The organism is [Micrococcus luteus] ATCC 49442 (genome assembly GCF_010367585.1).
In the GTDB taxonomy this organism is placed as follows: Bacteria; Actinomycetota; Actinomycetes; order Actinomycetales; family Micrococcaceae; genus Arthrobacter; species Arthrobacter luteus_A.
Genome location: NZ_JAAAXP010000001.1, coordinates 688,956 through 707,746, shown reverse-complemented (window position 1 = coordinate 707,746; position 18,791 = coordinate 688,956). Strand labels below are relative to the sequence as shown.

General features: G+C 63.3%; 18 protein-coding genes. 8 read left to right on the top strand and 10 right to left on the bottom strand.

All coding sequences use genetic code 11. The features are described 5' to 3' along the window. The first annotated feature begins 125 nt into the window (after positions 1-125). From ctaE to qcrB, 4 genes are all read left to right on the top strand, one after another. On the top strand, positions 126-764 hold the full coding sequence (ctaE, locus tag GUV69_RS03290; RefSeq protein WP_191081727.1) for an aa3-type cytochrome oxidase subunit III: 639 nt from the start codon (positions 126-128) through the stop codon (positions 762-764). Between the two features lie 87 nt (positions 765-851). Next, entirely contained in the window at positions 852-1,640 is a 789-nt protein-coding gene (gene qcrC / locus GUV69_RS03285; protein ID WP_164199690.1) for a cytochrome bc1 complex diheme cytochrome c subunit, read from the top strand. A 99-nt stretch (positions 1,641-1,739) separates the two neighbouring features. After that, positions 1,740-2,816 (top strand): cytochrome bc1 complex Rieske iron-sulfur subunit, encoded by a 1,077-nt coding sequence (qcrA, locus tag GUV69_RS03280; RefSeq protein WP_164199689.1) that lies wholly within the window; start codon positions 1,740-1,742, stop codon positions 2,814-2,816. Continuing rightward, positions 2,794-4,467, top strand: a complete 1,674-nt coding sequence (gene qcrB, locus GUV69_RS03275) for a cytochrome bc1 complex cytochrome b subunit (protein ID WP_164199687.1) — start codon at positions 2,794-2,796, stop codon at positions 4,465-4,467. The genes qcrA and qcrB overlap by 23 nt, the downstream gene beginning before the upstream one ends. Positions 4,468-4,529: 62 nt before the next feature. On the opposite strand, the gene GUV69_RS03270 is transcribed toward qcrB, so the two are convergent. Continuing rightward, complete coding sequence (locus tag GUV69_RS03270) at positions 4,530-5,321, bottom strand: GntR family transcriptional regulator (protein WP_164199685.1); 792 nt, start codon at positions 5,319-5,321, stop codon at positions 4,530-4,532. Between the two features lie 179 nt (positions 5,322-5,500). Between GUV69_RS03270 and GUV69_RS03265 the strand changes: the two genes are divergently transcribed. Then, the gene (locus GUV69_RS03265) at positions 5,501-5,794 is read left to right on the top strand and encodes an HPr family phosphocarrier protein (protein WP_164199683.1); all 294 of its coding nucleotides are present in this window, start codon (positions 5,501-5,503) and stop codon (positions 5,792-5,794) included. Between the two features lie 146 nt (positions 5,795-5,940). Here GUV69_RS03265 and GUV69_RS03260 read toward each other — a convergent pair whose 3' ends face one another. The 5 genes from GUV69_RS03260 to GUV69_RS03240 form a co-directional block, all read right to left on the bottom strand. After that, a complete protein-coding gene (locus tag GUV69_RS03260; RefSeq protein ID WP_164199681.1) occupies positions 5,941-6,342 on the bottom strand; it encodes a cytochrome c oxidase subunit 4 in 402 nt (133 codons plus the stop codon). Continuing rightward, positions 6,339-8,066, bottom strand: a complete 1,728-nt coding sequence (gene ctaD, locus GUV69_RS03255) for an aa3-type cytochrome oxidase subunit I (protein WP_164199679.1) — start codon at positions 8,064-8,066, stop codon at positions 6,339-6,341. Before ctaD ends, GUV69_RS03260 begins: the two co-directional genes overlap by 4 nt. A 10-nt stretch (positions 8,067-8,076) precedes the next feature. After that, positions 8,077-8,949 (bottom strand): aa3-type cytochrome oxidase subunit II, encoded by an 873-nt coding sequence (gene ctaC / locus GUV69_RS03250; RefSeq protein ID WP_164199676.1) that lies wholly within the window; start codon positions 8,947-8,949, stop codon positions 8,077-8,079. A 190-nt stretch (positions 8,950-9,139) separates the two neighbouring features. After that, positions 9,140-9,529 (bottom strand): HesB/IscA family protein, encoded by a 390-nt coding sequence (locus tag GUV69_RS03245; RefSeq protein ID WP_164199674.1) that lies wholly within the window; start codon positions 9,527-9,529, stop codon positions 9,140-9,142. Between the two features lie 186 nt (positions 9,530-9,715). Then, complete coding sequence (locus tag GUV69_RS03240; protein WP_164199672.1) at positions 9,716-11,152, bottom strand: dipeptidase; 1,437 nt, start codon at positions 11,150-11,152, stop codon at positions 9,716-9,718. A gap of 53 nt (positions 11,153-11,205) precedes the next feature. Here GUV69_RS03240 and GUV69_RS03235 point away from each other — a divergent pair, with 53 nt between their 5' ends. Continuing rightward, complete coding sequence (locus GUV69_RS03235; protein ID WP_164199670.1) at positions 11,206-11,808, top strand: DUF3043 domain-containing protein; 603 nt, start codon at positions 11,206-11,208, stop codon at positions 11,806-11,808. Between the two features lie 114 nt (positions 11,809-11,922). Here GUV69_RS03235 and GUV69_RS03230 read toward each other — a convergent pair whose 3' ends face one another. Further along, complete coding sequence (locus tag GUV69_RS03230; protein WP_164199668.1) at positions 11,923-12,993, bottom strand: quinone-dependent dihydroorotate dehydrogenase; 1,071 nt, start codon at positions 12,991-12,993, stop codon at positions 11,923-11,925. A 75-nt stretch (positions 12,994-13,068) separates the two neighbouring features. Here GUV69_RS03230 and GUV69_RS03225 point away from each other — a divergent pair, with 75 nt between their 5' ends. Then, entirely contained in the window at positions 13,069-14,139 is a 1,071-nt protein-coding gene (locus GUV69_RS03225) for an alpha/beta hydrolase (protein WP_164199666.1), read from the top strand. Continuing rightward, positions 14,136-15,212: an alpha/beta hydrolase gene (locus GUV69_RS03220; protein ID WP_164199664.1), complete on the top strand. Its 1,077-nt coding sequence runs from the start codon at positions 14,136-14,138 to the stop codon at positions 15,210-15,212. Before GUV69_RS03225 ends, GUV69_RS03220 begins: the two co-directional genes overlap by 4 nt. Here the strand turns inward: GUV69_RS03220 and GUV69_RS03215 are convergent. The 3 genes from GUV69_RS03215 to leuA form a co-directional block, all read right to left on the bottom strand. Next, positions 15,173-15,997, bottom strand: coding sequence for an isoprenyl transferase (locus GUV69_RS03215; RefSeq protein ID WP_164199662.1), 825 nt, complete (start codon positions 15,995-15,997; stop codon positions 15,173-15,175). The genes GUV69_RS03220 and GUV69_RS03215 overlap by 40 nt on opposite strands. A 2-nt stretch (positions 15,998-15,999) precedes the next feature. Beyond that, positions 16,000-16,752: a DNA repair protein RecO gene (gene recO, locus GUV69_RS03210; RefSeq protein WP_164199660.1), complete on the bottom strand. Its 753-nt coding sequence runs from the start codon at positions 16,750-16,752 to the stop codon at positions 16,000-16,002. 86 nt (positions 16,753-16,838) lie between these two features. Continuing rightward, entirely contained in the window at positions 16,839-18,581 is a 1,743-nt protein-coding gene (gene leuA / locus GUV69_RS03205; protein ID WP_164199658.1) for a 2-isopropylmalate synthase, read from the bottom strand. Positions 18,582-18,791 lie beyond the last annotated feature (210 nt).

Below are 18,791 nucleotides of genomic sequence, written 5' to 3'. Positions count from 1 at the left end.
CAAGCCCTGACCAATGTGAACGTCCCCGGGAACTTTTCGCAGTGATTTCGCGTCTTTGTAGAAAAAGTCCCCCGAAAAGGCGGTTCGCGTTGGGAACTACGGAGTTTTATAGACATAATGTCTATGTGACATCTGCGACCCATGCCCCCAGTACCCCGGCGCACCCCACGCTGAACCGCCCCAATATGGTTTCTGTTGGAACCGTAGTCTGGCTGTCCAGTGAGTTGATGTTCTTCGCCGGTCTCTTTGCCATGTACTTCACGCTCCGCTCCACGAGCGGCGAGATGTGGGCCGAAGAGACAGCCAAGCTCAACTTCCCCTTTGCGCTCGTTAACACCATCGTCCTTGTGGCAAGTTCGTTTACTTGCCAGATGGGCGTCTTCGCCGCCGAACGGCTGCAGCCCCGCAAGACGGGCGGACTCTTCCAGTTCTCCCGCTGGGGCATGAACGAATGGTTCACCCTGACTTTCATCATGGGGGCATTCTTCGTCGCAGGCCAGACCACGGAATACGCCATGCTGGTGTCAGAGCACGTCTCGCTCTCATCAAACGCCTATGGCTCGGCCTTCTACATCACCACAGGCTTCCACGGCCTGCACGTTATCGGCGGCCTCGTAGCCTTCCTCTTCATCATCGGACGCTCGTTCGCAGCGAAGAAGTTTGGCCACTTTGAAGCCACCTCGGCAATCGTGACCTCGTACTACTGGCACTTTGTCGACGTTGTCTGGATTGGCCTCTTCCTGGTCATCTACGTGCTGATGTAGTCAAGCTTTGATTCCTTTTCTACAAGAGGCAGAATTTCAAGAAGCGGCTCACGGAGCCGGCGCAGGATCGAATAAAGGAACCACCACGTGAAGGCTCTCTCGCAAAAGCGGCGTCACCCACTCGCAGTCATAGCGCTGCTCCTGATGGGACTACTCGTCACTGGTGGGCTCTATGCCGTTGCCACCACGGTCAACGAGGCCAAGGCGTCAACCACCAGCTTCAGCGCAAGTGACACCGCCGAGGGCGAAAAGCTCTTTGAAGCCAACTGCGCTACTTGCCACGGAATGGGCGCCGGCGGCACGCAGGACGGGCCGTCGCTGGTGGGTGTTGGTGCCGCGGCAGTTGACTTCCAGGTTGGAACCGGCCGCATGCCCATGCAGATGAACGGCCCCCAGGCCTACAAGAAGCCGGCCCAGTTCAACGATGAGCAGACCCACCAGCTTTCAGGTTATGTCGCTTCCCTGGGAGCAGGCCCGGCAATTCCTGAAGAAGGCCTGTTGGACGAGAAGGGTGATGCTGCCGTGGGCGGCGAGCTCTTCCGCGTGAACTGCGCCATGTGCCACAACGCTGCTGCCGCCGGCGGTGCGTTGACCCGGGGCAAGTTCGCTCCTGCCCTCGCCGACGTGTCCGGCAAGCACATCTACGAAGCCATGGTAACGGGACCGCAGAACATGCCCGTCTTCAGTGACGCGAACGTAACTCCCGAAGGCAAGCGCGACATCATCACCTTCCTGAAGCAGATCGAAGCCAACGGTTCACCCGGCGGCGCGGACCTGGGCTCGCTTGGGCCGGTCGCTGAAGGCCTCTTCGTCTGGATCGCAGGGCTTGGCGTCATCATCGCCTTCACGATCTGGCTGACATCCCGAACGTCCTAGGACAACGGGATCCCTAAGAACTTCTGCTGCCCAGTCAGCAGTTTTGAAATTGAAAACTAACCCGGCAGTCGCCGGGACGAGAGAAGGATGAGGCGAATTATGGGCAACCATAGTGACGGCAGTCCGAACCACTCGGGCACCGTAGCTACGGCTGGTCAGAATGAGGTGGAGAAATTCCAGGATCCTGGACTTCCCCCGCATCGTTTGCGCCTGGCTGACACGGACCCGAAGGCCGCCAAACGGGCAGAACGGCAGGTGGCTGTACTTTTCGGCGTCTCCGTTGTTGGCACCCTGATCTTCCTGGTGGCGTACTTCGCCATCGATCTGGGCGAAGGGTCGGGTGCAGGCATTGACTCGATCCGCCTGCAGAACGCCCTCCTGGGACTGGGCACGGCGTTTGCCATGCTCGGCATCGGCACTGGCATTGTGCACTGGGCCAAGGCCCTGATGCCAGACCACGAAGTGTCGGAAGAGCGCCACGCAATCCGCACCGAAGAGGACCGCCAGGCGGCAGTACGCATCGTTGACGACATTGTGGAAGAGACCGGCATCAAGCGCCGCCCGCTCATCCGCAACACGCTGCTTGGCGCCGTTGCCCTGGCACCCTTGCCCGCCATCGCGGTTTTCGGTGACCTTGGGCCCCGCCCGGACAAGAAACTGGCCCACACCATGTGGGCTCCCCAGGAAGGCAAGCTCAAGCGGCTCACCCGGGACCCTGACGGCACGCCCATCAAGGCCTCCGATGTCACCCTGGGATCCGCCTTCCACGTCATTCCCGAAGGTCTGAACGAGCTGCACGAAGGCAAGCTCAACGAAAAGGCCAAGGCTGTTGTGCTCCTCATGCGTCTTGATCCTGCGTCCCTGAAGCCTTCAGCGGGCCGCGAGGACTGGAGCTACAACGGCATTGTTGCCTACTCCAAGATCTGCACCCACGTCGGTTGCCCTGTTGCCCTTTATGAGCAGCAGACGCACCACCTGCTGTGCCCGTGCCACCAGTCCACCTTTGACCTCACACAAGAGTGCAAAGTGATCTTTGGCCCGGCCAGCCGGCCCCTCCCCCAGCTGCCTATCGCGGTGGACAACGAGGGCTACCTGGTCGCAACCAGCGACTTCAAAGAACCTGTAGGACCGAGTTACTGGGAGCGTGATGAGCATGAGCGCAGCATCAACAGCTGAAGCCCCCGCCTTCGTAGCCAAGACCAAGACCGGACGCATCACTGATTTTGTTGACGCCCGGGTTGGCGGTTCCGGAATCCTCCGCGAGTTTGGGCGCAAAGTCTTCCCCGACCACTGGTCGTTTATGTTCGGTGAAGTGGCGCTCTACTCCTTCGTCATCCTGCTGCTGTCAGGCACGTTCCTGACCTTCTGGTTTGATCCGTCAATGGCTGAAACCCACTACACGGGTTCCTACGTGCCGTTGAAGAACGTGGAAATGTCGGTAGCTTACAGCTCCTCGCTGAACATCTCCTTTGACATCCGCGGCGGCCTGTTCATGCGCCAGGTACACCACTGGTCCGCCCTGTTGTTCGTGGCCTCCATCGCTGTGCACATGCTGCGTGTCTTCTTCACCGGAGCCTTCCGCAAACCGCGTGAAATGAACTGGGTTGTTGGCAGCGTCCTCCTGATCCTGGCCATGGCAGCCGGCTTCACCGGTTACTCGCTCCCCGATGACCTGCTCTCCGGCAACGGCCTGCGCATCATCGATGGTGTCATCAAGGCCATTCCCGTGGTCGGCACGTACATCTCGTTCTTCCTCTTCGGCGGCGAGTTCCCGGGCACCGCAGTCATTGGCCGCCTGTACATGCTCCACATCCTGCTCGTGCCCGCCCTGATCCTCCTGATGATCGTCCTCCACCTCTTTATGGTGGTTGTGCACAAGCACACCCAGTACCCCGGCCCGGGCCGCAACGACGGAAACGTCGTCGGCTACCCCCTGGGCCCGGTATACGCGGCGAAGGCTGGCGGCTTCTTCTTCATCGTCTTCGGTGTGATCGCCCTCATGGCGGCCTTCTTCACGATCAACCCGATCTGGAACTACGGCCCGTACGATCCTTCCCCCGTCTCTGCCGGTACCCAGCCCGACTGGTACATCGGCTTCGTTGACGGCGCGCTCCGTCTGATGCCCGGTGTCATCGGGGACTTCGGCTTCGAGTACGTCATCTTCGGGTACACCCTTACGCTGAACGTCCTCCTCCCGGCCCTCGTGCCGGCAGGAATCCTCTTCACCGTGATGTTTATGTACCCGTGGATCGAAAGCTGGATCACCAAGGACAACCGCGAGCACCACGTCCTGGACCGTCCGCGGAACGCGCCCACCCGGACTGCTATCGGTGTGGCCGGCTTCGTCTGGTACAGCGTGATGTGGGCTGCTGCTGGTTCTGACCTCATTGCCACGCACTTCCACGTCTCCCTGAACGATGTGACGTACTGGCTCCGGGCCCTGTTCTTCATCGGCCCGATCATCGCGTTCATCGTCACCAAGCGTGTTGCACTGGCTCTCCAGCGCAAGGACCGGGAGATCGCACTTCATGGCCGCGAAACCGGCCGCATCGTGCGCCTCCCCCACGGCGAGTTCATCGAGGTACACGCACCCCTTGATGAGTACAAGCGCTACAAGCTGGTGGGCTTCGAGTCCCCCGCTCCGTTGCCGGCGGTTCCCAACGAGCACGGGGTCGTCACCAGCAAGGAAAAGCGTCGCGCCTTCCTGTCCAAGTGGTTCTTCGAGGACCGCGTTGCACCTGCTACGCCCGCCGAACTGGAAGCCGCTCACGGCCACCACGCTCCGGCCGTAGCAGCGGCAGAGGAAACCAAGAGCCTCAGCCACTAGCAGCAGCTCTCGGTTCCAACGCAAAATGCCCGGTCCATTGGACCGGGCATTTTGCGTTGCAGTCAGGAGCTGCGGTATCCGGAGGAATGGTTCCTTGCCGTGCGCGCTCCGGGCCGCTGGAGCGGAACCCACAGTTTGTAGCGGTCCGCGCGGTAGTAGGAAACCGAGTAGTCCACCATGGCCCTCGCCACAAAGGCGTGCCGCTGGATCTTCAATAAGGGTGTTCCCACGTCAACGTTCAGCAGGCGCGCGGTGGACGGCGATGCGGCAGTGGCTTCGATCATGTCCTCCCCCCACTCCATCACCAGGCCGAACTGCTCGCTGAGCACGTTGTAGAGGGAGGTGGGCGGTTCGCCGTCCAGCAACCCGGGTACGCGCTGCGCCGGGATGAAGTTCTCGTCCACGCTCATGGGCTCACCGTCGGCCAGCAACAACCGCCGGAACCGGACCAGCGGCGTGCCCTCCTCCACCTGAAGTTCACGTGCCAGGAATGCGCTGGCGCCGATCTGTTCGAAACTCAGGACCTTGGCAGCCGGGACCATCCCGCGGCGCTGCATCTCCTCGCTATAGGACGTCAGCTTGACCTGAAGGTCCAGTTTGGGCTTCCGGACGAACGTGCCCAGGCCAACGACGCGTTCAATGACTTCCTCACCGACGAGGGCATCAATGGCCTGCCGGACTGTCATGCGCGCCAGTCCGAACCGGACGGCGAGATCACGCTCGGAGGGCAGGGCCGATCCCGGTGGACAGGATTCACTGATATAGGCCCGCAGGATCTCCCGGAGCTGAATGTAGATGGCGACGCCGCTGCCGCGGTCAATCTCGCCACGGATGCCGTCGGCGCTAGCGGCCACGGAGCATGTTCCCTGCTGAGTACTTCACCCTCCAATCTTAAGTCAACGAGCGGCAGGTCTAGACCAGCCGCGAACCGGCGCATCGGTCCTGTGTTTAGCGGGAGGGACGACGTGACAGCTATATTGGATTGGAAATTTCAGCAACTGACGGTGGGGGCCGTCCGGATAGAGGAGACCCTTTGCCAGTGCACAAGGCCGTGGTTTCGGCTTCGATAGGCTTGCATGCCCGCCCGGCGGCGGAATTCGTCCGGGCGGTAACAGCCACCGGCCTCGCTGTCACAATCCGGAAGGCAGGGATCCAGGCGGTGGATGCGCGGTCGCTCCTGGAAGTCATGACGGCTGATTTCCCGTTCGGATGCGAGGTCGAGCTCTCCGTCGCGGAGAACGGCCTGGAGGGTCCTTCAGGAGATTCGGCGGCCGCTGAGGTCCTGGAGATGCTCGGATCGCTTCTCGAGTCGCAGGGGGCCGCCTAGGCCCTCCTGCCGGGGCGATCGGGCGGGGCCACATCAAGGCGCGGCATCGTTGCCTTGACCCGGTAAACAGAAAGACGTTGGGCCCCACCCGGAGGTGGGGCCCAACGTCTTTTATGCGGTAAATCCAGGAAACGCGCTAGGCAGTCCTAGTGTGCGTGGTCGCCACGGCTGTACTCGAAGACCCAGCCCACGAGGGCAACCAGGGCGAGACCGGCGGCGATGAAGACAATCCACCAACCGACTGCCAGGCCGAGGAAGCCACCTGCGGCGGCAAGGCCAAGCACCAGCGGCCACCAGCTCCACGGGCTGAAGTGCCCCTGTTCGCCGGCACCTTCGTGGATCTCGGCGTCGTTGCGGTCTTCAGGACGCGGCCCGACCCGCTTGGCGGTGAAACCGAGGTAGCCGCCGATCATGCCCGACAGACCGGCAATGAGCAGCACGCCCAGCAGGCCGACGGGCTCGTTCCAGTCCGTCAGGAACCCATAAACCAGTGCGACCGGTACGAAGAAAAAGACTCCGGCTCCAAAGATCCATGCTTCGATTTTCACTTGGCGGTGTCCTTCTGGTCAGCGTTACCGAGCACTGCCGCTGCGGCAGACGGCGACTCAACGGTGTGTACCTGTGAAAGCTCCGGGTGGTGCAGGTCCAGTGCGGGACGCTCTGAACGGATCCGGGGCAGCGAGGTGAAGTTGTGGCGCGGCGGCGGGCAGGATGTAGCCCATTCCAGCGAGGCGCCGAAGCCCCACGGGTCATCCACTTCTACGCGCTCGGTGCTGCGCCACGTGATGTACACGTTCCAGAAGAACGGGATCAGTGATGCGCCGAGAACAAACGAAGCGATGGTGGAGAACTGGTTCATCCAGGTGAAGTTGTCCTCCACCAGGTAGTCCGCGTAACGGCGGGGCATGCCCTCAACACCAAGCCAGTGCTGGATGAGGAACGTTCCGTGGAAGCCCAGGAACAGGAGCCAGAAGTGGATCTTGCCAAGGCGCTCGTTGAGCATCTTGCCCGTCCACTTCGGCCACCAGAAGTAGAAGCCGGCAAACATCGCGAACACCACGGTGCCGAACACCACGTAGTGGAAGTGCGCCACCACAAAGTAGGAGTCCGAGACGTGGAAGTCCAGCGGCGGGGAGGCCAGGATGATGCCGGTCAGGCCGCCGAAGAGGAACGTCACCAAGAAGCCGATGCTCCACAGCATCGGGGTTTCGAAGGTCAGCGACCCCCGCCACATGGTGCCGATCCAGTTGAAGAACTTCACGCCGGTGGGCACCGCGATCAGCATGGTCATAAACGCGAAGAACGGCAGCAGCACAGAACCTGTGACGTACATGTGGTGGGCCCACACGGTCACGGACAGGGCGGCGATGGCGATGGTGGCGTAGACCAGGCCCTTGTAGCCGAAGATCGGCTTGCGGCTGAAGACCGGGAAGATCTCCGAGACGATGCCGAAGAACGGCAGCGCGATGATGTAGACCTCGGGGTGGCCGAAGAACCAGAACAGGTGCTGCCAGAGGACTGCGCCGCCGTTCTCCGGGTCGAAGATGTGGGCTCCGAAGCGGCGGTCCGCGCCGAGGGCGAAGAGCGCTGCAGCCAGCGGCGGGAATGCCATCAGTACCAGGATGGACGTGATGAGCGCGTTCCAAGTGAAGATGGGCATGCGCCACATGGTCATGCCCGGGGCGCGCATGCAGATGATGGTGGTGATGAAGTTGACCGCACCAAGGATGGTGCCGAAGCCGGACAGCGCCAGGCCGAAGACCCACAGGTCACCGCCGACGCCGGGGCTGAAGGTGGTGTTGGACAACGGTGCGTACGCGAACCAGCCGAAGGAGGCAGCGCCCTGGGGGGTAATGAAGCCTGAGACGGCGATGGTGGAGCCGAACAGGAAGAACCAGAAGGCCAGTGCGTTCAGCCGCGGGAAGGCGACATCGGGAGCGCCGATCTGCAGGGGCATGATCACGTTCGTGAAGCCCGCGAAAAGCGGCGTAGCGAACATCAGCAGCATCACGGTGCCGTGCATCGTGAACATCTGGTTGTACTGCTCTTTGGTCTGCAGGATCTGCATGCCGGGCTCGAACAGCTCGGCACGGATCAGCAGCGCCATGACGCCGCCGAAGCAGAAGAACACAAAGGACGCGATCAGGTACATGTACCCGATGGTCTTGTGGTCGGTAGAGGTGATCCAGTTGACGACGATGCGTCCCTTGGACTTAGGAACTACGGGAGCCTCGAGGGTCTCCACAGGTGCGGACTGGGTGTAAGTAGCCACGTCGCTCCCCTTACTTAATTTCGTTCAGGTTGGGGTTACGGTCGTACTCTTCACCGAGGAGTCCCGTGTTGCCGGCTGCCTTGAGCTTGTCCATGTGAGCCTGGAATTCAGTCTCCGAGACAACCTTCACCCGGAACAGCATTTCTGAGTGGTACTCGCCGCAGAGCTCTGCGCACTTGCCGTCGTAGGTTCCCTCTTTAGTGGGGGTGAACCGGATGTAATTGGTCTTGCCCGGGATCATGTCGCGCTTTTGCAGGAAGGCGGGAACCCAGAAGGAGTGGATGACGTCGCGGGAGTTGAGCTCGAGGTCAACCGACTTGTTAACCGGCAAGTAAAGCGTCGGAAGAGCTTCCTTGTCGATGGTGTTGCCTGTCAGGTGTGCCTGGACTCCGGCCTCGTAGACGTCTTCTTCGATAACTTCGCCGGACTTGTAGTTGAAGTCCCAGGCCCACTGCTTGCCGCGGACGTCAACAACGACGTCGGCCGCCTCTGAGCGGTCATCGATGGCCCGCTGGTCGCGGTCGGTGAAGTAGAAGAACACCAGAACCATGAAAACAGGGATGGTCAGGTAGAACACCTCGAGCGGGAGGTTAAAGCTGAGCTGCTTCGGGAACCCTACGGTTCCCTTGCGGCGGCGGTAGGCAACGAGGCACCAGACGATCAAGCCCCACGTAATGATGCCCACAACAAGGGCGGCAATCCATGAGTTGACCCAGAGGTCCATGATCCGGTCAGTGTGATTGGTGGTGCCACGCTCGGTGGGCAGCCACCCCCTCGATACCTCTGGCGAACATCCAGTCAAAACCAACGCGCCGGCGACTGCCAAGCCTGAGATCGATGTGATCGTTTTGCGTCGGCTGCCGGTTCGGTTCTGCGAACTCACAGACGGCCCTTCCTACTTGTTGCTGCTGTTGCCCGGCTGCCTCAATGGCCTTCCGGGCACACTAAAAGTTTTACTACTCGGTGTAGAGCTTACCGCTCCGCCGGGCGTTTCGCCCACATGTCGGCGCCGTGCCTCCGCGCCGTTTTTTACGGACGGGGGGCCGGCGCCGGCATCGGGCGAAAGAACCGGGTCAGTGGAACGAATCACCGCATGCGCAGGAGCCACCGGCGTTGGGGTTGTCGATGGTGAAACCCTGCTTCGAGATGGTGTCTTCGAAATCGATGCTGGCCCCGCTGAGGTACGGCACACTCATCTTGTCAACCACAACTTCAACGCCGTCGTAGTCACGGACTGCGTCTCCATCCAGGAGGCGTTCGTCGAAGTAGAGCTGGTAGATCAGGCCCGAGCAGCCGCCGGGCTGGACAGCAACGCGGAGGCGGAGGTCGGTGCGGCCTTCCTGCTCCAGCAGGCTGCGGACCTTGCCGGCAGCGACGTCGGTCAGTTTGACCTCGTGCACGGGCAGTTCGTCGCTGGCAGCGGCTACGGTCTCGGTGGTGTTCTCGTTGGTTGCGGTGCTCATTTGGCCTACCTTAGGACGGTCCTGGCGGCCCCGCTTCAGCGGTGCCTGCCCCTACGGATACGGTACGGGCTATAGCTACATGCTACGTCGGTCAGACGTGTAGCTCTAACTCCAGACGTAACTATGGCTGCCCGGCATTTTGTTCCCGGCACGGGTTGGTGACAAGTCGTCAGAGCCGGAGGCCCCTCAGCTGAGCCCGTCTGCATTAAGCCGTGCGAGGAGGAGCGCCTCTGCAAGAACGGCGTTCTTGAAATCGCCCAGGTGGAGGGACTCGTTGGCACTGTGGGCCCGGGAGTCAGGATCCTCGACGCCCGTCACAAGGATCTGGACGTCCGGGTAGATATCCACAAGGTCGGAAATGAAGGGGATGGATCCTCCGATGCCCATCTCCACAGCGGGGACACCCCAGGCTTCCCCAAGCGCCCACATGGCCAACTGCGCCGCCGTCGAGGACGTATCGGCGCGAAACGAGTTGCCGCTCTCCCCCGGCGTGAACACAACCCTGGCACCGAAGGGGGCATTCGCCTCGACGTGCCGCCGCACGGCCTCCATCGCCGTTGCGGGGTCCTGGCCGGGGGCAAGGCGAAGGCTGAACTTGGCGCGTGCGCGCGGCAGGAGGGTATTCGAAGCGACATCAACCGCCGGGGCATCAAAGCCGATGATTGACAGGGCCGGCTTGGTCCACATCCGTGACGCGATACTCCCGGTGCCGGCCAGCCGGACGCCGTCGAGCACTGAGGCATCAGCCCGGTACTCCGCCTCGGTGAGGTCCACAACTGCATTGTCGTAAGAGACCAGGCCTTCGATGGCCACGTTGCCGTCTGCATCATGGAGCGTCGCGATGAGCCGCGACAGAAGGGTGGGAGCATCCAGCACCGGGCCGCCGAACATCCCGGAGTGCACAGCATGATCGAGCACCTGGACCTCGATGGTGCCGTCCACGAGGCCGCGAAGGCTGGTGGTCAGGGCCGGTACGCCAACTTTCCAGTTGCTGGAGTCGGCAACAACAATCACGTCGGCGCTCAGCAGCTGGCGGTGCGCTTCAAGGAAGGTGCGGAACGTCGGAGATCCGGCCTCCTCTTCGCCTTCAAAGAAGAACGTGACACCGAGGCCAAGTCCGGCGCCAAGAACCTCGGCTACGGCAGTGTAGGCAGCCACGTGCGCCATGATGCCTGCTTTGTCGTCAGCAGCACCCCGCCCGTACAGACGGCCATGACGTTCGACGGCGGTGAACGGCTCCGAATCCCACAGCGCCGGATCGCCGGGCGGCTGAACGTCGTGGTGGGCGTATAGCAGGATGGTGGGCTTCCCGTCCGCAGCGGGGCGGCGGGCGACGACGGCCGGCCCGCCCGGGGTGCCGTCGTCCTTCGGACTGCGCAGGATCTGCACGTCTTCCAGTCCTGCGGCACTGAGCAAGCCGGCCACGGCTGCCGCGCTGGCGTCCAAGGGGGCGGGGTCGAAACTCGGCCAGGCGATGCCCGGGATGGCCACAAGTTCGCTGAGCCGTTCGATCGTTGCTTCGAAAGACCGCTCAACGCTCAGTCGGAGTCCTTCGGCGTCGATAGCGCCTGCGGGGCCAGGCGTGCCGGCGCTGTTTGTCGTTGCCGGTGAAGTTGGTGTCATGGCGAACACACTACCCGCGCCGGATGCGCCAGGCTGCAAGGTATTCTGTTGGGGTGTTCGGACGTAAAAAAGAAGCGCCCACGGCGCAGGAAACAATAGACCAGCAGGCCGCTGAAGCGGCAGCCCGGCAGGATGCGGCGTTTGGCAAGGGTGCACCCACTCCCAAACGCAAAGCACAGGAAGCGGCCCGCAAACGCCCCTTGGTGCCGGAAGACCGGAAGGCGTCCAAAGCAGCTGAGCGCCAGGCCATCCAGGATCAACGCGCCAAAATGCGCCAGGCCCTGGAAACCGGTGACGAGAAGTTCCTGCCGCTCCGTGACAGGGGCCCGCAGAAGCGGTTTGCCCGCGACTATGTGGACGCCCGCTTCAGCCTGGGCGAATACCTTATGTTCGGCGCCCTCGTTTTTGTCATCATCTCCCTGATCGTGCCGGCTTCCAGCGAACAGATGATTTACGTCCTCGGTGGATTCTGGGTGATGTTCCTGGCCGTCTTTGTGGACGTATTCATTCTGTCCCGCCAGCTCCGCAAGAAGCTGACGGCGAAGTTCGGTGAAGTGGAGCGCGGCACCGTCTGGTACGGATCCATGCGTTCACTGCAGTTCCGTAAACTGCGGCTGCCCAAGCCACTGGTCAAGCGCGGCCAGTACCCCTCTTAACGGACAGGTCCTGACATTTGGCTCCTGACGGCCGTCAGGCCGGCCACGCCACGCTCCAAACAGAAAATCCCCGGCGGACGACCCGCCGGGGATTTTCTGTTGCACCTATAGCTGTCAGCGCCGGCGATTCCTGGCCAGTTGGCGGTTGATCCGTGCCGCCCAGAAGGGCCCCTCGTACAGGAACGCCGTGTAGCCCTGGACCAGGGTGGCCCCGGCATCCAGGCGTTCCTGGACATCCTTCGCAGTCTCGACGCCGCCAACGGCAACCAGGGTGACCGCTCCCCCGGTAGCTTCCTTCAGCCGGCGAAGGACTTCCAGCGACCTTTGCTTCAGCGGCGCCCCGGACAGACCCCCGGCCCCGCATTCCGCTACCTTTGCCGCCGGCGACTTGAGGCCGGCGCGGCCGATCGTGGTGTTCGTGGCGATGATCCCGTCAAGCTTCAGGTCCAGTGCCAGCCGTGCGACGTCGTCGATGTCCTCGTCGCTCAGGTCCGGGGCGATCTTGACAAGCAGGGGTACGTGGCGACCGGCGGCCTTGTCAGCTTCGTCCCCCACAGCGGCCAGCAAGGGGCGAAGTGTCTGGACATCCTGGAGGAGGCGCAGCCCGGGTGTGTTGGGTGAGCTGACGTTGACTACCAGATAGTCTGCAGCGGGGGCGAGGCTTCGCGCGCTGATGAGGTAGTCCGCCACGGCGTCGTCCAGTTCCACCACTTTGCTCTTCCCGATGTTCACCCCGATCACCGGACGCACGGTGGGGTGTTTGCGCTGCAGGGCGGCACGCGCAGCTTTGAGGCGGGGCTCGACGGCGGCGGCGCCGTCATTGTTGAAACCCATCCTGTTGATCACGGCGCGGTCCTCGATCAGGCGGAAGAGGCGCGGTTTTTCATTGCCAGGCTGTGCCTGGCCGGTAATCGTACCCACTTCGACGTGGCCGAAGCCAAGTTCCGTGAGGGCTTCGATGCCCAGCCCCTCCTTGTCGAAGCCGGCGGCCAGGCCGAACGGCGAGGGGAACGTGACACCGAAGGCCGTGGTCTGCAGGGACGGTGCAGGCGCCGTAAACCGCTGGATGAGCCGCCCGGCGCCGGAAGTGTGGGCAAGCTTGATCCCCTTGAACCCGATCTTGTGGGCGCGTTCGGCGTCCATCCATGAGAAGGCCAGCTTGAAGAATGTCGGATATACGCGCATGGCTCTAGTTTTCCGCCTTGGACGGTCCAGACCAAACCGGGCCGCCACAGTTGGTTGCCCGGCTACCATAAAGCCATGGAGTGGCAGCCGGACATTCTGGGTACAGGCTTCGAGGCCTGCACCTTTGAGGCCGCCGGGGCCGACGGCGTCCGGCGGACCGCGACGCTGGTGCGGTTCCGTCCAGCCGCAGAGCAGGCCGTCTTATCGCCCGGCCCGCGGCGAACGGTTCTTTTCCTGCATGGCTGGAGCGACTACTTCTTCAACGTTGACCTTGCCCGGTTCTGGGCGCGCAACGGGTACGCGTTCTACGCCTTGGACATGCACAACCATGGCCGCAGCCTCCGTCCCGGAACGCCCGGCGGCTATGTGGGGAACCTGGCGGACTATGACGCCGAAATCGACCAGGCCCTGGCCATCATCCGTGCAGACACCGCGCAAGCAGACCATCCGACAGGAGCGGACGCCGGTCACACGACCGATCCGGTTGACGGCGGGGACAATACGGAACCGGATCTGACCCTGATGGGCCATTCCACGGGCGGACTCGTGGCCGCCCTCTGGGTCAGCAGCCACCCCGGCAGGGCCTCGCACCTGGTGCTGAACAGTCCCTGGCTGGAGATGCACGGCAGTGCCCTGGTGCGTTATGCCGCCTCCACGATGGTGGGACCCGTGGCACGTTTCCGCCCCGAAGCTGTTCTGCGCCTGCCGGAGCGGGGATTCTATTGGCGCACCATCAGCAAGTCAGCCGATGGAGAGTGGGCGCTGGACGACAAGTTCCGGCCACCGATGGCTTTTCCCCTTCGGGCCGGCTGGCTGAGTGCCATCCTGGCGGGCCAGGCCAAAGTGGCCCGGGGACTGGAAATCGACATACCCATCCTGGTTATGCTGTCCCGGGGCAGCGCCACCGGACCGTTCTGGTCCGAGGAAATGCGGCGTTCCGACGCTGTGCTGGACGTCAACATCATCGCGCTCCGGGCGCTGACGCTGGGGCGAAGCATTACCGTAGAGCGGGTTGAGGGCGCCCTGCACGACGTCTTCCTCTCCCCTGCCAAGGTCCGGGAGGATGCTTATGCGCGCCTGTCCCGTTGGCTGCGCGGGTACGGTGCCTCTGATCCCGGGCACACAGGGCCCGGGCACGGCGCATGACCGGGCAGACACCGGGCACTCAACCGGCCACCGAACCGCGTCAGGATCCCGGCGCAGCGGCGTGGGCCGAAGACTTCCTGGGGCCCTCATTCCAGTATCAATCGCTGCCCCTGACTCCCGATGATGAAGGCGACGTTGCCGCCACCCTCATCCGGCACACTGCCAGACCGCCAGGCTACGCCGGAGGCATCAACGGCCGGGCCCACGCGGTGCTTTACCTGCACGGCTGGGCCGATTACTTTCTCCAGGCGGAATTGGCGGAACAGCTCTCGGCCCGGGGTCTCTACTTCTACGCCGTGGACCTCCGGAAGTTCGGGCGGAGCCTGCGGTTGGGCCAGACCCCCGGCTACGCGACGGACCTCCGCATGTACGACGAGGATCTGGGTGCGGCACTGGCGGCCATCAGGGCAGACCTCCCGCAGGTGACGGGGCCGGACAGCGCGCCCGCGGTGCACGTCCTGGCTCATTCCTTCGGCGGCCTCATCGCGGCACTGTGGGCGGACCGCCATCCCGGCGAACTCGCCACCCTCACCCTCAACTCACCGTGGCTGGAGCTCCAGGGCAGCAGCCTGATACGGAACCTGGCAATGCACCTGGTGGAGCCGGTAGCCCGGGCGGACCCGAAGCGTCCCTTCCACTTGCCCGAGATGCCCGGCTATTGGCAAAGCGTCAGCAGTGAAGCACACGGTGAGTGGCAGCTCCATCCCGTCTGGCGGCCGGCCGCGTCGTTTCCCATCAGGGCCGGCTGGGCGAAGGCAGTCCTGGCCGGGCACGCCGCCGTGGCGAGGGGGCTGGACATCACAGCGCCCGTACTCGTCATGCTTTCGGACCGGACAAGGATCCAGGCTGAATGGAGCGAAGAACTGATGCATGCGGATGCCGTGATCGATGTTGAGGAAACCGCCTCACGGGCGCTCCGGCTCGGGCGCAGGGTCACGGTGTTTCGATATCCCGGCGCGATCCACGACGTTTTCCTCTCCGAGCGAGGGATCCGCCAGGAGGCCTATCAGGACGTCGCGTGCTGGCTGAAGTCCTACCCTTGCGGAGCAGCGGCGTCGACGGCGCCCCCGTAGCGCCGGTCACGCCGGGCGTAGATTTCCACCGCTTCCCAGAGCGTCCTGCGGTCAACGTCCGGCCACAGGGTGTCCAGGAAAACGAACTCCGCGTAGGCAGACTGCCAAAGCAAAAAGTTCGAGAGCCGCTGTTCCCCCGAGCTTCGCAGGAACAGGTCAACATCCGGCAGGTCCGGTTCGTCCAGGTACTTCTGAATGGTCTTCTCGGTGATGGCGCCGGGCTTTAGGCGGCCGGCCGCCACCTCTGCGGCGATGGCCGATACCGCATCGGTGATCTCCGCCCGGCCCCCGTAATTAACACACATGGTCAACGTGCACGTGCTGTTGCCGACCGTGAATTCCTCAGCCTCTTCAAGCTCGCGAATGACCGAACCCCACAGCTTCGGCCTACGCCCGGACCAGCGGACGCGGACGCCCCAGTCATCCAGCTGGTTCCGCTGCCGTCGCAGCACATCCTTGTTAAATCCCATCAGGAAGCGGACTTCCTCCGGGGACCGCCGCCAGTTCTCCGTGGAGAAGGCATAAACACTGACGTATTCAATCCCGAGTTCGATGGCGCCGGCCATCACATCGAGAAGGGCGGGTTCGCCCGCTTTGTGGCCTTCGATCCGCGGAAGTCCGCGCTGGTTGGCCCAGCGCCCGTTGCCGTCCATAACAATCGCTACGTGGCGGGGGATGAACTCGGCAGGGATCACCGGCGCAACCGCCCCGGACGGATGCGGATACGGCGCCACCACGGGGGCGGTCCGCTTCCGTACGGGGTTGTTCTTTTTTCCCAAGGCCACTGTCAGCCACGCTCCACATGTTTGAGGGATTTCAGCACACGTTCAAGGTGCCATTGCAGGTATGCGGCTACCAGCCCGGAGGCTTCCCGGCGGTGCGGCACCTGGGAACCATCCGCCGTCGTCCAGTCACCGGTCAGCAGCGCGCCCAACAGCGTTACGGTTTCCGCGGCAGGGGCAGGTGAGCCGGGCGGCCGGCAGTCGGCACAGACCATGCCGCCGATAGGAGCCGAAAACGCCGTGTGCGGCCCGGGCCTGCCGCAGCGGGCGCAGGCCGTGAAGCTCGGAGCCCACCCGCCGGTGGCGAGGGCGCGGAGCAGATAGGAATCCAGGATCAGCCCCGGAGCGTGGTCGCCCCTGCTGAGGGAGGCCAGTGCCCCCACCAGCAGGTTGTATTGGGCAGTGCCCGCTTCGCCGTCCACATCGGTCAGTTTTTCGGCTGTTTCCGTCATGGCCGCGGCAACCGTGTAGCGTCCGTAGTCCGCTGCAATGTTGCCGCCGTAAGAGCCTTTGGCCACTGCCTGGGTGACGATGTCCAGCGTTTTCCCGGAGACCAGCTGCAGGTCCGCGACCATAAAGGGCTCCAGCCGGGCACCGAATTTGCTGCTGGTGCGCCGTACGCCTTTGGCGACCGCCCGGATCTGGCCGTGATGCTTGGTCAGCAACGTGATGATGCGGTCAGCCTCACCCAGTTTGTGGGTTCGGAGTACTACGGCATCGTCCCGGTAGGACCGGGCGGCAAAAGATTGTTGGACCACGGTTAATCTTCGCATTGTGTTCCGGAAAGCCGGCCAGGCCGGTGCGTTGCGCGCCGTGACGTCCGGCGCGCAACGCTACTTCCGGATCAGGCGCGCGAATCCCGGATGGCCCGGTTGACTGCGGAGATGACAGCCTTCAGCGAGGACGTGCTGGTGTTGGCATCCATGCCGACGCCCCAGAGGACCCGCTCCCCCACTGCGCACTCGACGTACGCTGCGGCGGTGGCGCTGCCGCCTTCGGAGAGTGCGTGCTCAGAGTAGTCCAGGACCCTGACGTCCACACCGTCGTCGTGCAGGATGCTCAGCAATGCCGCGATCGGACCGTTTCCGGTGCCGGTGCGGCGGACCTGGACGCCGTCCACGGTGAGGGAGGCATGCAGGGTGGTCAGCCCGCCGTCGTCATCGGTTTCAGTGCTGAAGGAGCCCAGGGAGTAGCGGCCCCACTGACCGTCCGCTTCGCTGGAGGGCAGGTACTCGTCCTGGAAAATCTGCCACAGCTGCGATCCCGTGACCTCACCGCCTACGGTGTCGGTGCGCTTCTGGATCACGCCGGAGAATTCGATCTGGGCGCGGCGGGGCAGGTCCAGGCTGTGCTCGTTCTTGAGCAGGTAGGCAACGCCTCCCTTGCCGGACTGCGAGTTGACCCGGATAACGGCCTCGTAGCTGCGGCCCAGGTCCTTCGGGTCAACGGGCAGGTACGGAACGGCCCACGTGAAGTCGGCGACGTCCTTGCCGGCGGCCGCCGCATCGCGCTCCAGCGCCTCGAAGCCCTTCTTGATGGCGTCCTGGTGCGAGCCGGAAAAAGCAGTGAAGACGAGGTCTCCGCCGTACGGGGTGCGCTCGGCCACCGGCAGCTGGTTGCAGTACTCCACCGTGCGCCGGATCTCGTCGATGTCGGAGAAGTCAATCATGGGATCAATGCCCTGGACGAACATGTTCAGGCCCAGGGTGACCAGGTCCACGTTGCCGGTCCGCTCCCCGTTGCCGAACAGGCAGCCTTCGATCCGGTCCGCGCCGGCCAGGTAACCCAGCTCGGCCGCGGCGACACCCGTGCCGCGGTCATTGTGCGGGTGCAGGGACAGGATGATGCCTTCGCGGGGGTGCAGGTGGCGGTGCATCCACTCGATTGAATCCGCGTACACGTTCGGGGTGGCCATCTCCACCGTGGCGGGCAGGTTGATGATGACCTGGCGGTCGGCGGAGGCCTCAAACACATCGGCAATGGCGTTGCAGACCCGGACGGCGTATTCCAGTTCGGTACCGGTGAATGACTCCGGGGAGTATTCGTAGGTGATGTGCGTGTCAACGAGGGTTTCCTCGTACTTCTTGCACAGCCGCGCACCCTGCAGCGCGATGTCCAGGATGCCGTCCTCGTCCTGGTTGAACACCACGCGGCGCTGCAGGACGGAAGTGGAGTTGTAGAGGTGCACGATGGCCTGCTTGGCGCCCATCAGCGATTCGTACGTCCGCTCGATCAGCTGCTCCCGGGCCTGGGTGAGCACCTGGATGGTGACGTCGTCCGGGATGTGGTTGCCCTCGATGAGCTGGCGGACGAAGTCGAAGTCGGTCTGCGAGGCGGACGGGAAGCCCACTTCGATCTCCTTGTAGCCCATCCGGACCAGCAGGTCGAACATCTTCATCTTGCGTGCCGGGCTCATGGGGTCAATCAGGGCCTGGTTGCCGTCACGCAAATCGACGGCGCACCAGCGCGGCGCCTCGGTGATGACTTTATCCGGCCAGGTGCGGTCCGGCATTTCGACGGTGATCTGGTCCTGGAAGGGCAGGTACCGGTGGGCGGGCATTCCGGAGGGCTTCTGTGCGTTTCGCATTACTATCGGGGCCTTTTCTGTGGTTCATATCTGAAAGGGTGGCCGGGCAACACAATCTCCGCGACGAGGATGGGCCTTGCGCTAGATCGCGTCTGAGGCCTCGCCGCGGCAGCTAAGAAGAAGCAGTTCTGCGCGCACCATTTGAGAGTAACACGGGTGCGTAAGATGAAGGAGCAACACCTCCAGCACCGTCCACCATGCAGACGCCGC

What these genes read in the sequence shown, in the direction of transcription:
- qcrA (WP_164199689.1), top strand. Translation starts at nt 1,740, where the DNA reads ATGGGCAACCATAGTGACGGCAGTCCGAACCACTCGGGCACCGTAGCT.
- GUV69_RS03240 (WP_164199672.1), bottom strand. Translation starts at nt 11,152, where the DNA reads ATGACACCAACTTCACCGGCAACGACAAACAGCGCCGGCACGCCTGGC.
- qcrB (WP_164199687.1), top strand. Translation starts at nt 2,794, where the DNA reads ATGAGCGCAGCATCAACAGCTGAAGCCCCCGCCTTCGTAGCCAAGACC.
- GUV69_RS03225 (WP_164199666.1), top strand. Translation starts at nt 13,069, where the DNA reads ATGGAGTGGCAGCCGGACATTCTGGGTACAGGCTTCGAGGCCTGCACC.
- GUV69_RS03220 (WP_164199664.1), top strand. Translation starts at nt 14,136, where the DNA reads ATGACCGGGCAGACACCGGGCACTCAACCGGCCACCGAACCGCGTCAG.
- leuA (WP_164199658.1), bottom strand. Translation starts at nt 18,581, where the DNA reads ATGCGAAACGCACAGAAGCCCTCCGGAATGCCCGCCCACCGGTACCTG.
- GUV69_RS03245 (WP_164199674.1), bottom strand. Translation starts at nt 9,529, where the DNA reads ATGAGCACCGCAACCAACGAGAACACCACCGAGACCGTAGCCGCTGCC.
- GUV69_RS03230 (WP_164199668.1), bottom strand. Translation starts at nt 12,993, where the DNA reads ATGCGCGTATATCCGACATTCTTCAAGCTGGCCTTCTCATGGATGGAC.